Source organism: Nocardia uniformis NBRC 13702, from assembly GCF_001613345.1.
Lineage (GTDB): Bacteria > Actinomycetota > Actinomycetes > Mycobacteriales > Mycobacteriaceae > Nocardia > Nocardia uniformis.
Map to the genome: position 1 here is coordinate 1 of NZ_BDCE01000116.1, position 20,310 is coordinate 20,310.

A 20,310-nucleotide genomic window follows, 5' to 3' on the forward strand; every position below is an offset into this window, starting at 1 on the left:
CAGAACGCAGAAACGCGCTGCAGGCACAGCACGACCGAATTGCGCGACAATCGAGCGGCCTCAGGGATCGGCTCGAAAAGGCCCGAAAAGATCTGGTTGTCGCCGAGACAACGGTCGATACCCTGCTCGACCGTCACCGGCGAGCCCGAGCGCATGCTGACAGTCTCGAAACCCAGGGCGTGCACAGACCAGATGGCGAAGGCACGACGTCGACTAACCATATTCCCGAAATATGTGCCACATGCCCGGCGTGCAAGCGCGGACTGAGTGCCAGGACGGTGCCCCAGGGGCACTGCGGTTTGTGCACCGAACCCCTCGCGGCGATGTCGGCGCCAGACGCGCAGACCAGGTTGGCGCGCCAGCGACACAGGGCAGCCGAGGAGGTGACGCTGTCCGAGCAGGCGCTGGTCGCTGCCCGGACAGCGGCGCAGACTGCCCACGACCGGTGCGCCACTGCACGCGATGCACTAGCGCGGAGCGTCGACGACGAAGCTGCTCAGCTTTCCACGGCCATCGGTCAGATCCTGGCCGAAATGGTCGGCGTCGAAGCCCAATTGGCGATCTACGATCGCCTCATCACCCCGCATCGCAAGCTCTCCGACGCCTACGACGTCGCGGTCGAGAAGGAAGCGATTCTCAAGGACAAGCTCGCCCGCAAGCGCTCCTTGGAGGCGGAACTGGAAGAGCGCGACGTCGTACTGACGGCCCTGAACGAACAGCTGTCCCACATCATCGAGCAGTTCAGACTGCCCTGGGCACGCGGGCGCGCTCAAGTGGATCCCGACCGACTCACTCCGATCGTCGACGGTTTGCCATTCGCCCAACGTGGTGGTGGCTCGAGAACCGCGGTCGCGGTCGCCTACAGCCTGGCGTTGGCTACCTATTCTCTTGAGAACTACGCGGGCATGCCGGGATTGCTCATTATCGATTCTCCCCAGAAGAACTTCGGGAAGAACGACCACGATCAGGCGGTCGCGCTTCGGATGTATGAGTGGATCAGCCGCTACCTACAAGCCAACGCACGCCGAACCGGACGGCACGCCGACTTCCAAGTGATCATCGTCGACAATCACATCCCCGATGACGTGCGCCCAGAGATCCCCACGATTATCAGCTTCAGCTCCGATACTGCTCTGCTCGAAGACATTCCAGAGACTGTCTAGAACCATGATGTGGCCCTGCAGCCGCTCTGTGTCGGATCGGTTGGAAGTGGAAATTGCTCCGCGGTGGACCGCCACCTCGAAAACGAGGTCGAGCGTGATGCGGACAGCGGTGGCTTCGCAGCGAGAGCCGACGCTCTGGAGATGAGCGACAGCGAAATTTGTCGCCAGGATGTGGTTCGCTGGGATCGCCCCGAACAGCTGCAGCACAGCTTCGATGCGGCTCCGAGTTGCTCGCGCGCTACCTTCATGCGGTTCAAGGGGACGTGCCCGACTCTCGGGTAAACACACGCCGTTGCATCGGAGTCTCGGACCTGACGAAGTTGAGCACCTCGGCCAACTCGGGGCTCTGGTCGCGGTTCAGGCCAATTGGGTTGGCACGCAGTTTGCCGAGATCTGGAAGGATTACCATCGGCAAGTGAATTGTACAGTAATCCACTGTGCGACAAGATGTTTCATGTACGAAGCGTCGACCTGCTACGTCGGGTTGTTGATGTCTTATCCAGCCGCGACTCTTGCCAGGTGTGACCTGAATTGTTGGTGACTGACTTCCTGTGCCAATTCTCTGATGCGTGCTGGATGTTCGCTGACTGATGGGTGAGACTTCGTAGAGCGATCTCTAGCGGTGTGTAGCGAACCGACGACGAAGGAGTGTTCAGCTGCTGTCCAACGTTGAACGGCCTGTATATCACGCCAATGAACTGTGGTGGCTGAGTGAAGGGGAGGGCGCCCATCCCTGTGAGCCATCCGATGCCGAGCAGATCGCCAGATCGCTGCTGGGGCGATTCGTATTCGTTGAAGAGGCAGCCAACCGTCCTGGGTTGCGGGCTCCGCAGACCGGGGCACTGCATGCTGTACTCGCGCATCGGTCGACTGAGGAATCGGACCCGATCGTGGTCGTGATGCCCACGGGCACGGGTAAAACCGAGACTATGCTGTCGGCGTTTTGCCACACGCCTGTGCGGACGATGGTCATCGTGCCGTCGGATACCTTGCGCACACAGATCGCGGGGAAGTTCGTGACACTGGGAATCCTTCCCCGAATCGGTGCTGTGTCAGGAGACTTTCGGTGCCCGGCCGTGCTTGTCCTCAAACATGGTCTCGAAACCGCCGAGCAAGCTGAGGACTTGACGGCTCGCGCGAACGTCATCGTTGCTACCGCCCAGGTACTGAACTCATGCACACCGGAGGCTCGCGCCAGCTTGGCGGCGTCCTGCGAACGCCTATTCGTGGACGAAGCACACCATATGGCCGCGAGAACCTGGCGATCTGTTGCGGCCCTGTTCTCGGACCGTGAGGTAGTGCTGTTCACCGCCACGCCCTTTCGGGAGGACGGGCGGCACATCGGTGGTCGTGTTGTTTATGCGTACCCCTTGCGATTGGCGCAGAAGCATGGTTATTTCGCGCGTATCAACTACCACTCGATCACCGACTTGGCGGACCCGGACCGAGCTGTCGCCGCTGCGGCGATCGAGCAATTGCGGAGCGATCTCGCAGCTGGGCGGAACCATCTGCTCATGGCCCGAGCGAGCTCGGTGGCACGAGCCAAACAGGTTGTGGCACTTTATGAAGAGCTCGCACCCGATCTCAGCCCGATCCGAATCGACACCGGAGTAGCGGGATCCGTTCGGCTAAAGCGCCGGGGTCAGCTCGTTGCCGGAACAAGTCGAATCGTGGTGTGCGTCAACATGCTCGGGGAGGGTTTTGACCTACCGGAGCTCAAGATCGCCGCAATTCACGACCCACAGAAGAGCCTCGCTGTCACGTTGCAGTTCGTCGGACGGTTCACCAGAAGCGGTGACGAGTCCCTCGGTGAAGCTTCGGCTTTCGTTCCATTGCAGGTGATCGGAGTCGACGAGCGACTTCGCAAGCTGTATGGCGAGGACGCCGACTGGAACTCGGTGCTGTGCGATCTTACCGAAAGGCACGTAGGCGGCGCGCGCGAGAGGACCGACTTCGAGCGCGCATTCGGTTCGCTGCCAAGGGAAGTCGCGATACGAAGCATTCACCCCAAGATGAGCGCGGTCACCTACCGACTGCCGGCGTCCGCTTCATGGACTCCCGAGAATATCTACGACTTGTTCGAGGATCGACTACTCACCACCCGACTGGGGATCAACCACAAGGACAAGGTGGTGTGGTGGGTCTCGAGGGAGGCCACCTCGGTTCGATGGGGTGAGTTCGCGAGTTTCAACGAACTGGTGCATCACCTCCACATCGTCCACGTGGACGATCGTGCGGGCTTTCTGTACATCAACAGCACCAACAACGCCTCGATGCACGAGGATATCGCGTGTGCAGTCGGGGGCGAGGGGACCGTCCTCGTCCAGGGCGAGACGGTGTATCGAATTCTCGCGAAGGTGAATCGACGAGTGCCCACGAACGTCGGGTTGCTCGACTCCGTCAGTCGGAACCGGCGGTTTTCGATGTATGTGGGTCAGGACGTGCTGCACGCGTGGCGCGGCGAGGGAGGAACGAAGATGAAGACGAACATCTTCGCGTACGGGTTTGCAGACGGGCGTGCGCTCAGCTTCGGAGCATCCAGGAAGGGCCGTGTCTGGAGCCATGACCAGGCCATCGACATCCTCGAATGGGTCAACTGGGTTCGTCAGGTAGGACCCGCCATCACCGACGAATCGGTCTCGCTGGATTCCGTCATGTCGGGATTCCTGCTTCCGGAGCCGGCGACCGAACGCCCTGCGCACGTGCCGCTGGCGATCGAGTGGCCGTTCGAGCTCGTCGCGACCTTCAGCGAGCGGCGAAAGGTCAGCTATGGCGGCCACGAGTTCGCACTGTTCGAAACCGAGCTCCGTCCGACCACACAATCTGCTGATGGGCCGCTGACCTTCGAACTGGTAACTCCGTCCTGGTCATTGGAGTTCGAGTTCAAGTTCAGTCCCGACGAGACACCGACGATCCTCCCGTTGCTGGACGACGGCGAGCTCGTGACGTCATTTGGTCGCGAGAGCTTGGCCGCATTCCTGACCGCGAACGGATTGCTCGTGACGTTCGATGACGAGGTGGTCCTCGGAGCCAAGGGCTACCTACTTCGGCCGAACCGCGAGAAGCGGTTGTTCCCATCGGAATCCATCGAGGTTTTCGACTGGTCTGGCACCAACATCCAGAAGGAGTCTCAGAAAGTCGAACGGGATCCGACTTCGATTCAATACCGGGCAATCGAAGCCTTGTCGGCCGAAGCCGATTGGGAGATCGTGCTCGACGACGATGGATCCGGCGAGCTTGCCGATATCGCTCTACTGCGCAGAGTGGACGATGTACTCGAGGTGCTGCTGGTGCACTGCAAGTTCTCGTCGAAACCCATACCAGGTGCCCGAATCGGCGACCTCTACGAAGTTTGCGGTCAAGCGATAAAGATGAACCGGGCGAAATCGATGCCCGATCTACTTGCCAAGCGGTTGTTCCGACGTGAACGAGACCGTCAGATCACAGGAAAAACCGGGATCATTGTAGGCGACCTCGACACCCTGGCGGCCATCGTCGGGCAAGCCAAGTACCTGACCCTTCGCGTGACGATCGCCGTTGTTCAGCCTGGTATGTCCGTATCAGTCGTTAGCGAGGACATGCGAGCTCTCTTAGGGGCCACGGATCGGTTTCTTGCTGAGACCTATGGAATGAAACTGCGAGTTATCGGCAACCGGTGACATGAGTGTCGCACAGTGCCCGGAGGGGTTGACTCGATGCTCGCTAGGTCTGCAGTTCGATACGGGCGGTGGTTCAATGACGACCCCGTGATTCGGTCCACCACCGGTGAGTCGGTTGTTGGCGAATGCAGGTGTCAGCGTATCGGGCTGGGGTTCGGTAACCCAGCGCGGAATGTCTTCGGCGGTGGTTGTATTCGTCCTTCCAGTCGCTGATCACGACTCGGGCTTGGGTCAGGGACCAGAAGCTGTTGAGGTTTAGGCATTCGTCCCGTAGGCGGCCGTTGAACAATTCGATGTAACCGTTGCACCAAGGCTGTCCGGGCGGGATGAAGGCGAGGCCGACCCGTTCGCCGGCCCAGTCCCGCATGGCCTCGCAAGCTAGTTCGGGTCCGTTGTCGCTGCGTAATGCGGCCGGGTAGCGGCGGCGGCCGGTGGTGAGGCGGTCGAGCTTGTCGATGAGCCGGTCCGCGGTGATTGAGCGCTCGACCAGCCCGCCCAAGCATTCTCGGGTGTGCTCGTCGACGGTCGAGACGATCTTGACCGGTCGCCGTCCTGGGTGCACTTGTCCCGTCCCAATTGATGTGATGTCGGTGGACGTGCTCTGAGCTGGGGTGCATCGGATCGAATGAGACGTGGCCCTGGAGGGGTGTCTCACTTGATGTGATGCGGGTCGAGTTGGGTATCGCGGTGGACCAGGATTGTGGTCATGGTGACGGCGTCGGGGTAGGTGATGATGTCGATCTCGGTTGTCGTCGCTTGGAGTGGATCTTGCTGGTAGAAGCCGTTTTCCAGGCGCTGGCGCAGGTGTGTTGGCCATGTCGGTTGTCGGGTTCGGCGGTGGGCGATTTCGCTGGCGTCGTGGAACGCGATGGCGGTGGGGTGGGTGCCGTGGCGGCGTGCGAGGCGGCGGTGGATGCGTTGGGAGGCAGTGACTTCGGGCAGAGCTGTGAGGTCGAGTTGGGATTGGTGGCCGTGGCCGCCGATCCAAAGCTGGTGGCGCAGACAGACGTTGCTGTGCGGGTCTCGGTAGATCTCGACGGGTGAGGTGGTGTTGCGCCGGGCCGCGCAGTGGCGGCACGTAGTTCCGATCGTGAGCCTGTGAAGGCCGGGGTAAGCGAAAGCTGGAAGGCGATCGACGAGGGTCTCGACGGGATAGCCGGTGGCGATGCTGGTCCATTCGAGGTCGATCCAGTCGGGATCGGATCCGCCGAGGTAACCGTGCATGTCCTCTGGTGTGATGTGGTTGGCTGCGGCCAGACGCGCAACGAATGATGGCGTGGTTTCGTTGTGGAACAACGGGATTCGGCGCGGTAGTTGCTGGTCGGGGCCTGGAGTGAAGAACTGTTCGACGGTGGTCGTCAATGGATGACACCGGCGCGGCGGGCCAGGGACTCCGCGGCGTGGTCGATATGGATCTTGTCCATGAGGGCGCGGTTGATCTTCTCGCTGCCGTCGAGGATGGCTCTGATGGCGCTGGCACGGACGAGATGGCCGAGGCTGCCGATCATTCCGCCGGTGCGGTGGTGCAGGTACTCGGCTTGATCGACGAGTTGGTTGGGTGTGTGGTGATGCAGCCGCAGGGGGGCTTCCATGGCACCGACGAGTTGTTGCCATTGGGCGTCGTAGGGGAAGGGGGTGGTGTTGATGACCTGGCAACGTCCGGCGAGTTGGCGGCCGCGGACTCCGGTGAACAGGCCGGAGCGTTCGAGGTCGATGCCGGCGTAGAGGAAGGTCGCTGGGAGGTGCTCGGTGAAGTATTTCAGGTGATCGGACATGTCTTCGCCAGCTCTGGTGGTCAGGGAGATGTTGTGGATCTCGTCGATGATCACGATGTCGGTGCAGGCGTCGATGAGGACATTGCAGACCGCGCCGGCGATGTCGGTGGTGTTGTGGCGGGATCGGACGGTCGCCAAGCCGAGGAAGCGGGCGAATTCCATTGTCAGTTTGCGGGGTGAGCCTTTGGGTGGCGCGGTGACGTAGACGACGGGAATGCGTTCGCTGCGGGGGAAGCGCGTGCGGGTGCGCAATTCGTGGAGTCTGCCGAGTTGTTTGAGCGCGGTCGTTTTTCCGGTGGCGGCCGGACCTGAGATGATCAGGCCGCGTCTGGCGCCGATCTCGCGTTGGTTGAGCAGGGTCAGCAGGCGGCCTTCGTTGGTGATCTCGGTGATCGCCGAGGTGGTCACGACGACCAGTTCGGCGTGGTGGGCGATGCGGGCCTCGTCGTATTCGACCCGGCGTAGATCCTTGAGGCTCTTCCATTCCCGGTTCGGCAGTAGCTCGAACTGCGGGGATGTTTCGGCTTGGGCGAATCGCCGCCAGCCTTCGAGGGTGGTGGTGGGTTGGCGGCGGTCGTCGAGTTGGCCGGTCGAGGTCAAAACGGCCATCGTTCGGCTTCTTTGCGGGCATCGAACACGGGCAACGCGATGATCGTGGCTGTCGTAGGCGAGTCGTCCTGGGCTGGTGCCGGGGTGGGTGCGGTGTGCTGGTCGGGTTCGGATTGTGGAATGTCGGGACGTGGCCAGTTCGGCGCGCTGGTGGCATGAGTGCGGCCGGTGATTCGCCGCTCGCGTGCGGACGGTCCGCTGGTGGTGTCCTTTCCCCCCGGCCCTTGTGCTGCTCTGTCGAGCAGATCCGTTGCGGCTCGGGCGATCTGGTCCTGGGTGGGTTTGTCCTGCCCGCGCGCGGCCAGGGCGGCGCGGGCGTGCTGCCAGGCCGATTCACCGAAAGGTGTGGGGGCGGTGCGCAGATGGGTCCAGCCGACGGTGAGCCAACCGCGGTCATGGTGGTTGCGGACCCAGACTCGGGACACGTCGTAGGGGTCGTAGTGGACCTCCCACTGCCCCTTGCGGTGTTCGACACCGGAATGCTGGCGGCGAAATGGGTTGAGCGCCATGGCATCGTAGGTGCGGTTGTTGATTTTGATGCCGTAGGAGTTGATCGTGCGCCAGGTCGCTGGCAGCAGTTCGATGTAGTCGCCAGGAGAGAGCGGGACCGGGACGTAGCCGGTGAGTTCGACCATCACCGAATACATTTCGTTCGGTGTCAGTGCGGCGTCGGGGGTCACCGGGTCGCGCAGTCCTTCATGGGGGCGGTTCTGCCAGACCGCGACGATCCACTCGTCGAGTAGTTCCTGCAGCTCGAGCATTGACCAGACGGCTTGCTGTTCGGCGTTGCGGCCGCGCCGCTCGACATTGGAACCGACGTAGCCGGCGACATGCTGGGCGAACAACGTGCCGACCGATTCCAGGGTGCGTTCGATCTTGGCCTTGTCGGTGGGGGTGTCGGGGTGAGCCGGTTGCAGATTGATGCCCAGCGACAGACATGCCGAGCGGAACGTCTTGGACAGGTAGGCCTTGCCGTGATCGACGACGATCGTTTCCGGGGCGATCACCGGCCGGGCGGCAGCGTCGGCCAGGCGTTGGTCGATCTCGGTGAGCCGTCGATGAGGAAGCACCGACCGCGACATCCGCAACGCGTCGGACCATCCTGGTCGCATCGGCTCCGGCGTCAACGCCCGGGCCAGCAGCAATGCCGCGTCGACCGCCTTCGTGGTCGGCCGCAGTACCGCCGCCGCGAGGCTGCGGGTGCGGACGTCGACCAGCCCGGTCAGTTCGACTCGGTCGACGGTGCCGTCGGCGAGCACAACCCGCACATCCAATGGCGTCGAGTCGATCTCCACCACCTCGCCTGGTCTGGCAACGCTCACTGTCGCGAACGGTCCGTCGGGCTGCTTGGCCAACGATCTGCGGGTGCGCGCGGAGCCGAGGGTGTGCTTGCCCGAGGTCAACCGCCCGGCCAGCCGATAAAACGTCGAACGTGCCGGCATCGGCGGGGCATCGGCCCCGTAGGTCTGGGTCAGTAGCGACTCGGTCCGGCGCATCAGCCTGGTCCCGGTGCCGGTGGAGGCATCGGTCTCGGACTCGATGACCCGCCGCAACATCGCCACCACACGGTCATCGACTCGTCCGGTCGTCGACTTCCGCGGCCGATAGCGGCCATCGACGAGACCGAGCAGGCCGTGGTCCTGATATGCCTTGCGCCGCCGCTGCACGGTGATCAGCGTGAGGCTCACCCCGTCGGCGCTCAGCTCGCTGAGCTTGGCCAATTCCCGTTGCCGCAGTGTGCGGTCCGGACCGTATTCCGGGCGGATCACCGCCGGTGCGGCGCTCTGGGGTCGCCGGCCGGTGAGGACCTCCACCAGATGGCCCTCCCACCATCTGGCCCGCTCTAGCACCTCCGCCGGAATGCCCTCGAGCACCGGCTCGGCCACCAGCGGTGGGCGCGCCGCGGCGATCAGCTTCAGCGTGGGATCACTCAACAGCCGTGGCAGCGCCATCATCACCACGGTTCCGGCGCAGTCGAGAAGTCCCACGACCGAGCCCGTCACCGACGCGAGAACGTATGCGCTGCCAGCGATCTCGAGCGTGTCCCCGACACCGAGCGCGCCGTGCCGTATCCCACCCGCGGTCATGGTCGGGTCCTGAGCAGGGTCCGCTCGTTCAGTAATTCACCGGCCAGGTCCGCGATGAGGTGACCGGTCCACAACAGGTGAAAAAGCGTCGGTAGCACCGCGATTGGATCACCCACCGCCCGGCAGCCCTGCGACAACTCCCGCTCCGCCGTGAATACCGACGCCAGCCTCGATGCCGACGGCTCGACATGGTTGCGGGGATGCCGATAACCCGAGAGCCACCGCAGATTCGCCGCGAGTACCGCATCCACCACACCGACTCGACGGAAATGCCATCCGACCAGTTCACACGCTCGCGCGGTCACCACGAACACTTCCGCGTCGCCAGCCTCGACACGGTCCTCGGCACGAACATCGACAACCGCGACCGCACCACCGTGATAACGCACTAGAAAGTCTGGAACGTGACGCCGCCAACGGCTGGCGTCCCTCCAGTACAACCAAAACGGCTGCGACACAACCAACATCACGCACGGGTCCGCATCCAGCAGCATGAGATTGTCACGCTCAAGCCAGGACTCGTACCCGACGTGGGTTCGAGAACGCGAAAGCCACCACCAGCCCGAACAACTCCGCTGTCCCCGATACGACGGAAACGACCGAACCGGCCGCCCCGAACACCGCAGCAAAAGATGCCAGTGCGTCATCAGCGGGCCACGGACACACTCTCCGTCGTCAGCCACGAACTCGACTTCGAACTGCTCACTCCCGATCGACGAACCGGCAGCGAGCACCACGCTCGACACAGCCAGGACGATATGCCCGTGCATCAAACACACCGAGACAGCCACGCCGATACATCAGGTCAATGGGACTACATCAGATCAACTGGGACAGGACATGACCGATTGCTTGTGGGTTGCTGGTGCTTGAAACCCTCCTGCGTGTCGGGAATTCGACACGCCGAAGATCAGTAGCGATCGCCCGCTCGATGCAAGGCGGCTCACTGGTGCGTGCCCGCCAAATGAAGCTGTGGTCGCCTGGGCTGAAGGGGACTGGTGCAGCATCTAGACCATGCCACTGTGCTCATGATTCAGCTGATGGTGGAGCGGCTGCGGTGAACCTCGCGGGCCGTCGTAGAGATGAGTCGCCGCTCGATTTTGTTGGGGGTACATGCGGTCGCGTTGTGGGGATTCTTGCGGCGGCGAATCTGGCACGAATCCGCTGGTAGAAGGAATTTACTGACGATGGTTCGGCATCCCCGCATGTGACCGTTTTTGTGACCGTTTTCAGCGTGACGAGCCGGGATTTGGGCTGATCTCCAGTTATGGACGAGGCCCCACTCCGGATATTTCCGGTGCGGGGCCTCGACCATGAAAGAGCTGCTAGGAGCTACTTTTCAGGGGCTTCTAACGTACTACGCGCAGAACTTAGCGTTGTACTCCTTCGCCTCACGGCGACGGCGGTGCAGGATGGGCTCGGTGTAGCCGTTGGGCTGCTTGGTGCCCTCGAGCACCAGCTCCTTGGCCGCCTGGAAGGCAATGCTGGCCGCGAAGTCCGGAGCCATCGGACGGTAGCTCCCGTCACCGGCGTTCTGCCGGTCGACGATCGGCGCCATGCGCTCCAGCGACGCGACCACATCGTCCTCCGAGACAATGCCGTGGCGCAGCCAGTTGGCCACCTGCTGGCTGGAGATACGCAGGGTGGCGCGGTCCTCCATCAGGCCGACATCCTTGATATCGGGCACCTTGGAGCAGCCGACGCCCTGGTCGATCCAGCGCACCACGTACCCGAGCATGCTCTGGGAGTTATTGTCGAGCTCCTCCTGGATTTCCTCGGCCGACCAGGTCGGGTCGGCGGCGAGGGGGATCTCCAGGATCTGATCGACGGTGGCGCGCGGGCCGCCCTTGGCGATCTCGGCCTGGCGCTTGAACACATCCACCAGGTGGTAGTGGGTGGCGTGCAGGGTCGCGGCGGTCGGCGACGGCACCCATGCGGTGTTCGCACCGGCCTTCGGGTGGCCGATCTTCTGGACCAGCATATCGGCCATCAGATCGGGCATGGCCCACATGCCCTTGCCGATCTGCGCCTTACCGGGCAGCCCTGTCGCGATACCGGTGTCGACATTCCAGTCCTCGTAGGACTTGATCCACTGCTGGCCCTTCATCTCGGCCTTGCGGACCATCGGCCCGGCCTCCATGGAGGTGTGGATCTCATCGCCGGTGCGGTCGAGGAAGCCGGTATTGATGAAGACCACGCGATCGGAGGCGGCGTGGATGGACGCCTTCAGGTTGACGGTGGTGCGACGCTCCTCGTCCATGATGCCGACCTTGAGCGTATTGCGCGGCAGGTCGAGGGCGTCCTCGATCCGGCCGAACAGCTCATTGGTGAAGGCCACCTCGTCCGGACCGTGCATCTTCGGCTTCACGATGTAGATGGAGCCGGTGCGGGTGTTCTTCAGCTGGGTGTCGCCACCCAGGGCGTGCTTGGCGATCAGAACGGTGAGCAGGCCGTCCATAATGCCCTCACCGATCTCGTTGCCGTCGGCGTCGAGGATGGCGTCGGAGGTCATGAGGTGGCCGACATTGCGCACGAATAGCAGCGAACGGCCGTGCAGTACCAGGTCACTGCCATCGAGCGCGGTGTAGACCCGGTCGGGGTTCATGGTGCGGGTGAAGGTCTTGCCGCCCTTGGACACCTCTTCGGCCAGATCGCCCTTCATCAGGCCGAGCCAGTTGCGGTAGCAGAGGGTCTTGTCCTCGGCGTCCACGGCCGCGACCGAATCCTCGAAGTCCATGATGGTGGTCACGGCGGATTCGAGCACGAGGTCCTTGACGCCCGCGGTGTCGGTCGAGCCGACCGGCGACTCCGGATCGATCTGGATCTCGATGTGCAAGCCGTTGTGCTTCAGCAGGATCGAGGTCGGGTTCGCCGGATCGCCCAGGTAGCCGACCAGCGCCGACGCATCGGCCAGGCCGATATCGGTGCCGTCCTCGAGGCCGACCTCCAGTTCACCGTCGACGATCGAGTACTTGGTGGTGCCCAGGTGTGAGCCGGTGATCAGCGGCACGGCGTCATCGAGGAAATTGCGCGCCCATTCGATGACCTTGTCACCGCGGACCTTGTTGTAGCCGGTGCCCTTCTCCGCGCCGCCCGCCTCGGAGATGGCGTCGGTGCCGTAGAGCGCGTCATACAGCGAGCCCCAGCGCGCGTTCGCCGCATTGATGGCGAAGCGGGCGTTCATGACCGGCACGACGAGCTGCGGGCCCGCCTGCGCGGCGATTTCGGTGTCCACGTTCTCCGTGCCGATCGCGAAGTCGGCCGGTTCGGGACGTAGGTAGCCGATCTCGGTCAGGAACTGCTTGTAGGCAGCCTTGTCGTAGCCGGCGCCGGGGTGGGCGCGGTGCCACTCGTCGATCTTGGCCTGGATGTCGTCGCGTTCGGCGAGCAGTGCTCGGTTACGGGGAGCGAGGTCGTTGATGACGGCCTCGGCACCCGACCAGAACGCGGCGGAGTCTACGCCGGTACCGGGAAGTGCCTCGTTCTCCACGAAATCGTGAAGAACGCGCGCGACCTGGAGCCCGCCGACCTGAATCCGCTCTGTCATCTACTGCCTCGTTTCGAGAAGACGGGTGAAAAAAGTACGCCCGTCATGTTACTCGCGGGTATGTGGCGGTCGTGCGCGGTCCCTGTGTTTCGCGGTTGCCCGGCGGGTCTTGATTGTATCGTCCGGTACATTTAATGTACTGCTTGGAACATTTGTGTAGCTCGGAACGTGAAGGTGCGGCCCATGGGAAAGTCCTTGTCAGGCAAGGTTGCTGTGGTGACCGGGGGCAGTCGCGGGCTGGGACGGGAGATGGTCCTCGCATTCGCGGAAGCCGGGGCCGACGTGGTGATCGCCAGTCGAAAGTTCGACGCATGTGACGCACTCGCCACGGAGGTGCGAGAGCAGTACGGGCAGAAAGCGCTGCCGGTGGCCTGCAATGTGGGCGTGTGGGAGCAGTGCGATGAACTCGTCGCGGCCGCCTACGCGGAGTTCGGCCGGGTCGACGTCCTGGTGAACAACGCGGGCATGTCGCTGCTGTACCCGAGCCTGGATCAGGTCACCGAGGCCATGTTCGACAAGATCATCGCCACCAATCTCAGGGGTGCGTTCCGGCTGTCGGCGCTCATCGGGGCGCGCATGGCCGCGGCGGGCGGTGGATCGATTGTCAATATCTCGTCGATGGAGGCCAGCCACCCCGAACCCATGGCCGTGCCCTATGCGGCGGCCAAGGCCGGGTTGGAGGCGCTGTCGGGCGGTCTGGCTCAGACCTATGGGCCGACGGTGCGGGTCAACACGATTCGCTGCGGGCCCTTCGATACCGATATCGCCAAGGCCTGGCCGCCGGAAATGAAGGACGCCCTCGCCCAGCACACCGCGCTACGCCGCATCGGCGCCCCCACCGATATCGTCGGAGCCGCACTGTTCTTCGCCTCCGATGCCTCGGCCTTTGCGACCGGAGCGATCCTCGCCCTCGACGGCGGCTGGCGGTGACCGTCGAACCGGCCCGCCGTCGCGGCCGACCACCCGCCTCCGAGGTCAATCCGGGCGAGACCCGGGAAAAGATCATGCGGGCGGCGATGGAACTGTTCGCGGAGAAGGGATTCCACGCCACCAGCGTCGCCGAGATCGGCGATCGGGCCGGAATCCAACGCGGGGCGCTGTACTACCACATCGGCTCCAAGGAAGAACTGCTCTTCCAGGTCCGGCGCGGTTACACCCAGCTCATGCTGGACGAGGCGGCCCGGATCGCGGACGGTGACGACGAACCGGTCATCAAGCTGCGCAATCTGATTCGCGGCCACGTCCGCCTCATTATCGAGCACCGGCACGAGGTCACCATCGCCCTGCGGGACGCCGGGGCATTGACCGGCGAACGCGCCGCCGATCTCCAGGTACTGCGCGATGGTATCCAGCGGTCGTGGCAGCGCGTGGTCGACGACGGATACGCGGCGGGCCTGCTGCGCACCAACGACCATGTGGTCACCAAAAGCGTTGTGGCCATGCTGAATATGGTCAGCGCCTGGTACAGCGAAGACGGTGCCTACGGCCCCGACCAGATCGCCGACATTCTCACCACCACCATCTTCGACGGTGTCGCGGCACCGGCCGGACACACAAGGAAAGGCTGACCATGGCTTGGGATTTCGAGACCGACCCGGAGTATCAGAAGAAACTGGACTGGGTGGCGGAGTTCGTCAAGGCCGAGGTGGAACCCCTCGACCTGCTCTACCCGAATCCTTACGACCGTGCCGATCCGGAGATCCGGGCGCTCATGAAACCGTTGCAGGCCAAGGTGAAAGAGCAGGGCCTGTGGGCCTGCCATCTCGGCCCCGAACTCGGCGGCCCCGGCTACGGGCAGCTCAAACTGGCGCTGCTCAACGAGGTGATCGGCACCTCCATCTGGGCTCCGCTGGTATTCGGTTGTCAGGCACCGGATTCCGGCAATGCCGAGATCCTCGCCCACTTCGGCACCCCGGAGCAGAAGGCGAAATACCTGCAGCCGCTACTCGATGGTGAAATCGGTTCCTGCTACGTCATGACCGAACCCACCGGTGGTTCCGATCCGACGTCCTTCAAGACCCTTGCCGTGCGTGACGGTGACGACTGGGTCATCAATGGCGAGAAGTGGTTCAACTCGGCAGCCGCGAACGCCGCCTTCCATATCGTCATGGTCGTCACCGACCCGGAGGCGGAACCGCACAAGCGGCTGTCTATGTTCATCGTCCCCGCCGGTACGCCCGGCCTGGAGATCGTGAAGAACTTCACCGTCCCCGGTTTCAGTGAGCACGAGGGCCACCTGCGCTTCACCGATGTGCGCGTTCCCGCCGACCATCTGCTCGGCGCGGAGGGGCTCGGCTTCATTGTCGCCCAGACCCGCCTCGGCGGCGGCCGAGTTCACCACGCCATGCGCACGGTTGCCATGGTGCGCAAGGCATTCGACATGATGTGCGAGCGCGCCGTCTCCCGCCCCATGCGCAAGGGCGTCCTCGGCGGATTCCAGATGACCCAGGAGAAGATCGCCGAGAGCTGGATCGAAATGGAGCAGTTCCGGCTGCTCGTGCTGCGCACCGCCTGGCGCATCGACAAGGAGCAGGACTACCGCAAGGTGCGCCATGACATTGCCGCCATCAAGGTGGCCATGCCGAAGGTCATGCACGATATCGCCCAGCGCGCCATGCACCTGCACGGCGCGATCGGCGTCAGCACCGACCTGCCGTTCGTCGACATGATGAATTACGCCCAGGTCATGGCCATCGCCGACGGCCCCACCGAGGTCCACAAGATCACCCTCGCCAAGGAGGTGCTCAAGACCTACGCGCCCGGCGACCCGGTATACCCGAGCGGGTACCGTCCGGGGTTGCGCGAGAAGGCGCGGGAACTGGTGGCGCGGCGACTGGAGAACACCGTCGGCAATCTCTGAGTCAGCGGTGGAGGTGGCGCGCAGCCGCGTCACCTCACCGCGGCAGCAGCGCCCGTGCCTGTCCGAGCAGGTCGAGTTGGCGGAAGTAGTCGCGGCCGTCGAAGCCGACCGACAGCTGGTCCACCCCGACCTCGGCGTATTCGGCGATGCGGGCGGCGGCCTGCTCGGGGGTGCCGACAATGGTGACGGCCGCGACCTGCTCCGGTGACATCTCGAAGAAGCCACCGAGGGTCTGGTTCATCGAGGCGCGGTCCTCCTCGTCCTCGGACCGGGTACCGAGAACGCAGTGCAGACCGATGTGGATGCGGGGCATCGGCCGCCCGGCCTCGGTGGTGAGTTCCCGTAACCGGGTCGCGGCGGTCGTGATGTCGGCCGGTGTCATGGCGGAGGTGATCCAGCCGTCCGCGCGGGTGGCAATGCGGCGCAGGACCCGCTCGCTGTTACCCGCACCGACCAGCAGGGGAGGTACCTGTACGGCCGGGGCGAGGGCGAGGGTGGCTCCTTCGGGGAGGCCGGGCACCGCGGTCGCCTTACCCTCGAGGAGTGCGGGCAGCAGGTCCAACGCGGTGTCCAGGAGTTGTCCGCGCCCGCGTTCCGGTGCGGCCAGGGCTTGCCAGAACGGCGAACCCGGAAACCCGCCGATGCCCAGGCCGAGTCGAATTCGATTGCCGGACAGGTATTGCAGGGTCTGTGCCTGCGCCGCGAGCATGGCCAACGGCCTGGTCGGCACCGACAGTACGCCGAATTCCAGGGCGATCCGTTCGGTGACCGCCGCCGCGGTGGCCAGCACAATCATCGGGTCGAGGGCGACAGTGCCGTCGCCGAGCAGGACATCCGACGCACCGACAGCGTCCAGGCCGATGGCTTCGGCGCGCCGGGCCGCCTGCGCGATACCGGTGGGTCCCATCGCGGTGCACTCGTCCATGGTGGGCAGCGCGACACCGATCTTCAGATTGGTCATGACTCTCCCTTCGCTCCCTCTGATTGTCGAAGGTGAAGTGCACTCGAGGTCAATGACGCGGCGCGAGCGAGTTGAGCGAAGCTAGATTCGCTGTGCCGCCTCGGCGTCGACGAGAGCGCGCAGGAACGCGGCGGGAACCTCGGGCCAGTCCGGATTCCAGCGGTCGGCGAGCTGATCCGCGTGCAGTGCGGCGAGGGTCGCGACGACATGCGGGCCGCCGTCGAGGATGTAGCGGACCGAACCGTATTCGGCGCACTGCGCGGTGACCGTCGCCAGCAGGGCCTTTGCCGCATCGGTTCGGCCCGCGGCGGCCAGGCAGGCGACCAGCAGTCGGCGCGCCTTCAGCAGTTCTCTGGGGCGATGGACCGATTCGAGGCGATCCACCCATTCCTGTGCCCAGGTACAGGCGAGTTCGGTGCGGTCCGTGGACGATTCGGTGAGCAGCAGCCGGATCGCGGTGAATTCCTGGTACAGCACCGTGATTTCGTCGATCGGGTCGACCGGTGTGCGGCGGTGGTCGTAGTCGACCACCGGGAGCGCACCGAATTCCGGATGTGGTGGCAGACCCAACCGCAGCCGCTCGTTCTCCACCTCGGCGCGCAATCGCGGCAGTGACATCGAATGTGCCGCGCGGGCACCCTCGTTCAGTCTGCGGATGGCGGCGGCACGGTCACCGAGCAGGGCCTTGACTCGCCCGCCGACCACATAGCGCGCCAATTTGAAATCGACGACGCCCGCGTCTGGTCCCAATTTGTAGCCCTCGTCGAGCAGCCGCTCCGCCTCGACGATCTCGCCGCGCTCATAGAGCAGTTCACCCAGTAGCGATCCGGCCAGTCGCGCACCGTAGGAATGGCTGCCGCCGGACTGTTTGGCGACCTCGAGCGCATGTCGGAAGTACCGCTCCGCCCCGGCGATATCCAGTTGCAGACTCGCCGCGAGCCCGAGGAAGCACAAACTGTGCACACTGTTGTAGAAGCCCTTGTTTCGGCGCAGATATGGTGCGGCCCACTCCTGGATGCGCACCGCTTCGGCGAAGTCGTAGCGGTAGCCCGCGGCGAAGCTCGCGACATTCGCCGCCAGGGCGACCACATAGGGCGACAACGCGTCGGCCCGGGCGAAACAGGGCGCGAGCATCTCCTCGACGCCGATCAGCACATCCCCGCGCACGGTGACGACCGCGTGCACCACACCGGCTTCCGCACGCAGCAGCGCGATGGTGTCCGCGTCGAGGTCGCCACGGTCGAGTGTCGTTTCCGCCAGGCGCAGTGCGCGTTCGGCCGGTTCGGCGCGGTGCAGCAGGATATTCGCCCACGCCAGATCGAGTTGCAGCCGCGGATGTGTCTCGATGACCGCCGGGGGCAGTTTGTTGACCAGGCCGATGAGGCTGGCCATCTGCCCGTATTCCAGTAACGACATGCCGTCGCGTTCGACGATTTCGACGGCGCGTACCTCGTCACCGGCCAGCGACGCGTGGTCCACCGCCTCGCTGACATGCCGATGGTCGGCGAACCACCGCGACGCCGTCCGGTGCAGTTCGTCGAGCCGTTCGGGCAGATCGCGTTCGAGGCGCTGCCGCAGAAAATCCCGGAACAGGTGGTGATATTGGAACCACTGTCCGCCGTCGAGTCGGCGCAGGAACAGATCCTGCTGTTCGATCCGTTCGAGCAGTTCCTGCCCGTTCGGTACGCCGGTGAGCGCGGAAGCCAGTTCACCACAGATGCGTTCGGTGATCGAGGTGGCCACCATGAAATCGAGCATGCCGGGTTCGAGGGCGTCGAGGACGTTCTCGGCCAGGAATTCGCCGATGGCGTGGTGGCGACCGGTCAACTGGCCGATCAGCTGGCTCGGATCATCCTTGCCGCGCAGCGTCAGCGCGGCCAGTTGCAGGGCCGCGGCCCAGCCGCCGGTGGACTCTGTGAGGTCCTCGACGTCGCCGCGATCCAGGTCGAGCCCATCCAGTTCGACCAGCAGGGTGTAGGCCTCGTCCACATCGAAACGTAATGCGGCCGTGCCGATTTCCGCGAGTTCGGCACGAGCTCGCATGGAACTCATGGGTAGGCCGGTTTGCCTGCGGCTGGTCACCACGGTATGCAGGACCGGGCTGGAACTCTCGATCAGGAAACGCAGGGCCGCGATGGTCTCGGGGTCCGATACCCGATGCCAGTCGTCTATCACCACGACGAGTTGTTCACCGCGCCGGTCGATATCGTTGATCAACGAGGTCAGGACGTATCGCCCGGCCTCGTCGCCGTACTCCTCGAGTAGCTCGCCGAGTTCTCGTGCCAGCGCGGGCCGGATCGCGCGTACGGAATCGATCAGGTGCGAGAGGAACCACACCACATTGTCGTCGTCACTGTCGACGGTCAGCCACGCCACCGAGATGCCCTCGTCGGCCATGTCCTCGCACCACTGCGCCGCGAGGGTCGTCTTGCCGAAACCGGTGGGGCCGTGAATGACCGCGAGCCTGCGGTCGCGCCCCAGCCGCAGCATGCCGAGCAGCCGCGGGCGGTCGACCAGCGCCCGGGTGAGCGTCGGTGGCCGCAGTCGCGTCGCGGGTACCGGCGGGGTTCTGGTGGATGTCCGGGTGCGGCGCCGGCGATCGGAGCTCGTCGGGGTCGCGGAGGAGGGTGGTCCGTGCGGGTCCGTGGCCGGTAGCGGAATCGGCATCTGGTCCGGCGAAAGTCCGTGCCGCTCTTGGATCTCCCGTAGCGCGGCACCGAATTCCGCGGCGGTCGCGGGTCGTTCACCGCGATCGCGAGACATCGCCCGCTCGATTGCGGCGGTCAGGTCGGGAGGTAGGCCAGCATCGTCCAGATTCGGCATCCGGTGCTTGGTAATGCGGACGAACTGTGCGACCAGTTGCTCGCCGCTGCGACGTTCGAATACCGCGTGTCCGGTGGCCGCGCAGAACAGCGTGGACGCCAGGCCGTAGATATCGGCCGTCGCATCCGGTGTCTGCCCCTGCAATACCTCCGGGGCGGTGTAGGCGGGCGACCCGGTAATGGTTCCCGCGGTCGTCTCGAAACCGCCTGCCAGCCTGGCGATCCCGAAATCGGCCAATTGCGGCTCGCCGTATTCGGTCAGCAATATATTGGCGGGCTTGACATCTCGGTGCAGCAGTCCGCGCCGGTGCGCGGTCTCCAGCGCACCCGCGATCCGCACCCCGATATGCAGGACCTCCTGCCAGTCGAGCGGGCCGTGCTGCTGAATGAGCTCGTCGAGGGAGCCGTGCGAGTGATACGGCATCACGATGTAGGGGCGGCCGGTGGCGGTGGAACCCACCTCGAACACGCTGACAATATTCGGGTGACCGGACAGCTTGCCCATGGCCAACTGTTCGCGGACGAAACGTTCGAGGTTCTCCGATTCGAGATCGGCGGTCAGCACCTTGATCGCCACCTCGCGATCGAGGGCGGTCTGGAAGCAGCGGTAGACCACGCCGAAACCGCCGCGACCGATCTCGGTGGCACCGGTGAATCCGGCAGCATCGAGCTCCGCCGCGAACCCTGAAGCCAGGTCGCGGTGCGTGGAGAGCGGATCGATATGCACCACGGCGACCCCGATACGAAAAAAGCCCGTCAACTCGAGCATAAGCCGGTCGCGGCGATTGTGCTGCCACTCCGGGCGCGTCGCCGGGGAGACGCGCTGC

Annotated in this window: 13 protein-coding genes; 5 read left to right on the forward strand and 8 right to left on the reverse strand. The window is 64.2% G+C overall.

Annotated features, from left to right (window positions below; translation table 11 throughout):
- The first annotated feature begins 383 nt into the window (after positions 1-383).
- Both NU1_RS37845 and NU1_RS37855 read left to right on the forward strand, forming a co-directional pair.
- Positions 384-1,163 (forward strand): hypothetical protein, encoded by a 780-nt coding sequence (locus NU1_RS37845; protein WP_157553533.1) that lies wholly within the window; start codon positions 384-386, stop codon positions 1,161-1,163.
- Between the two features lie 818 nt (positions 1,164-1,981).
- On the forward strand, positions 1,982-4,822 hold the full coding sequence (locus NU1_RS37855) for a DEAD/DEAH box helicase (RefSeq protein WP_067529073.1): 2,841 nt from the start codon (positions 1,982-1,984) through the stop codon (positions 4,820-4,822).
- Between the two features lie 73 nt (positions 4,823-4,895).
- Here NU1_RS37855 and NU1_RS37860 read toward each other — a convergent pair whose 3' ends face one another.
- From NU1_RS37860 to NU1_RS37885, 6 genes are all read right to left on the reverse strand, one after another.
- Entirely contained in the window at positions 4,896-5,477 is a 582-nt protein-coding gene (locus NU1_RS37860; RefSeq protein ID WP_503826562.1) for an integrase core domain-containing protein, read from the reverse strand.
- The gene (locus tag NU1_RS37865) at positions 5,474-6,118 is read right to left on the reverse strand and encodes a hypothetical protein (protein WP_157553535.1); all 645 of its coding nucleotides are present in this window, start codon (positions 6,116-6,118) and stop codon (positions 5,474-5,476) included. The genes NU1_RS37860 and NU1_RS37865 overlap by 4 nt, the downstream gene beginning before the upstream one ends.
- A 62-nt stretch (positions 6,119-6,180) precedes the next feature.
- On the reverse strand, positions 6,181-7,206 hold the full coding sequence (locus tag NU1_RS37870) for a TniB family NTP-binding protein (protein WP_067529075.1): 1,026 nt from the start codon (positions 7,204-7,206) through the stop codon (positions 6,181-6,183).
- The gene (locus NU1_RS37875; protein ID WP_067529109.1) at positions 7,194-9,161 is read right to left on the reverse strand and encodes a Mu transposase C-terminal domain-containing protein; all 1,968 of its coding nucleotides are present in this window, start codon (positions 9,159-9,161) and stop codon (positions 7,194-7,196) included. Before NU1_RS37875 ends, NU1_RS37870 begins: the two co-directional genes overlap by 13 nt.
- 128 nt (positions 9,162-9,289) lie before the next feature.
- Complete coding sequence (locus NU1_RS37880; RefSeq protein WP_067529076.1) at positions 9,290-10,063, reverse strand: TnsA-like heteromeric transposase endonuclease subunit; 774 nt, start codon at positions 10,061-10,063, stop codon at positions 9,290-9,292.
- 587 nt (positions 10,064-10,650) lie between these two features.
- Positions 10,651-12,840, reverse strand: coding sequence for a malate synthase G (locus NU1_RS37885; protein ID WP_067529077.1), 2,190 nt, complete (start codon positions 12,838-12,840; stop codon positions 10,651-10,653).
- A 183-nt stretch (positions 12,841-13,023) separates the two neighbouring features.
- Between NU1_RS37885 and NU1_RS37890 the strand changes: the two genes are divergently transcribed.
- From NU1_RS37890 to NU1_RS37900, 3 genes are all read left to right on the forward strand, one after another.
- The gene (locus NU1_RS37890; protein ID WP_067529078.1) at positions 13,024-13,770 is read left to right on the forward strand and encodes an SDR family NAD(P)-dependent oxidoreductase; all 747 of its coding nucleotides are present in this window, start codon (positions 13,024-13,026) and stop codon (positions 13,768-13,770) included.
- A 74-nt stretch (positions 13,771-13,844) separates the two neighbouring features.
- Entirely contained in the window at positions 13,845-14,408 is a 564-nt protein-coding gene (locus tag NU1_RS37895) for a TetR/AcrR family transcriptional regulator (RefSeq protein WP_157553539.1), read from the forward strand.
- A 2-nt stretch (positions 14,409-14,410) separates the two neighbouring features.
- On the forward strand, positions 14,411-15,700 hold the full coding sequence (locus tag NU1_RS37900) for an acyl-CoA dehydrogenase family protein (RefSeq protein ID WP_067529080.1): 1,290 nt from the start codon (positions 14,411-14,413) through the stop codon (positions 15,698-15,700).
- A gap of 34 nt (positions 15,701-15,734) precedes the next feature.
- Here the strand turns inward: NU1_RS37900 and NU1_RS37905 are convergent, their stop codons facing one another.
- Both NU1_RS37905 and NU1_RS37910 read right to left on the reverse strand, forming a co-directional pair.
- A complete protein-coding gene (locus tag NU1_RS37905; RefSeq protein WP_067529081.1) occupies positions 15,735-16,661 on the reverse strand; it encodes an LLM class flavin-dependent oxidoreductase in 927 nt (308 codons plus the stop codon).
- A gap of 81 nt (positions 16,662-16,742) precedes the next feature.
- Complete coding sequence (locus tag NU1_RS37910) at positions 16,743-20,213, reverse strand: serine/threonine-protein kinase (protein ID WP_067529110.1); 3,471 nt, start codon at positions 20,211-20,213, stop codon at positions 16,743-16,745.
- Positions 20,214-20,310: the final 97 nt, after the last annotated feature.

Excerpts from the sequence above, each read along its gene's own strand:
- NU1_RS37885 (WP_067529077.1), bottom strand. The coding sequence starts at position 12,840 with ATGACAGAGCGGATTCAGGTCGGCGGGCTCCAGGTCGCGCGCGTTCTT.
- NU1_RS37880 (WP_067529076.1), bottom strand. The coding sequence starts at position 10,063 with ATGCACGGGCATATCGTCCTGGCTGTGTCGAGCGTGGTGCTCGCTGCC.
- NU1_RS37905 (WP_067529081.1), bottom strand. The coding sequence starts at position 16,661 with ATGACCAATCTGAAGATCGGTGTCGCGCTGCCCACCATGGACGAGTGC.
- NU1_RS37875 (WP_067529109.1), bottom strand. The coding sequence starts at position 9,161 with ATGATGGCGCTGCCACGGCTGTTGAGTGATCCCACGCTGAAGCTGATC.
- NU1_RS37895 (WP_157553539.1), top strand. The coding sequence starts at position 13,845 with ATGCGGGCGGCGATGGAACTGTTCGCGGAGAAGGGATTCCACGCCACC.
- NU1_RS37890 (WP_067529078.1), top strand. The coding sequence starts at position 13,024 with ATGGGAAAGTCCTTGTCAGGCAAGGTTGCTGTGGTGACCGGGGGCAGT.
- NU1_RS37870 (WP_067529075.1), bottom strand. The coding sequence starts at position 7,206 with ATGGCCGTTTTGACCTCGACCGGCCAACTCGACGACCGCCGCCAACCC.
- NU1_RS37900 (WP_067529080.1), top strand. The coding sequence starts at position 14,411 with ATGGCTTGGGATTTCGAGACCGACCCGGAGTATCAGAAGAAACTGGAC.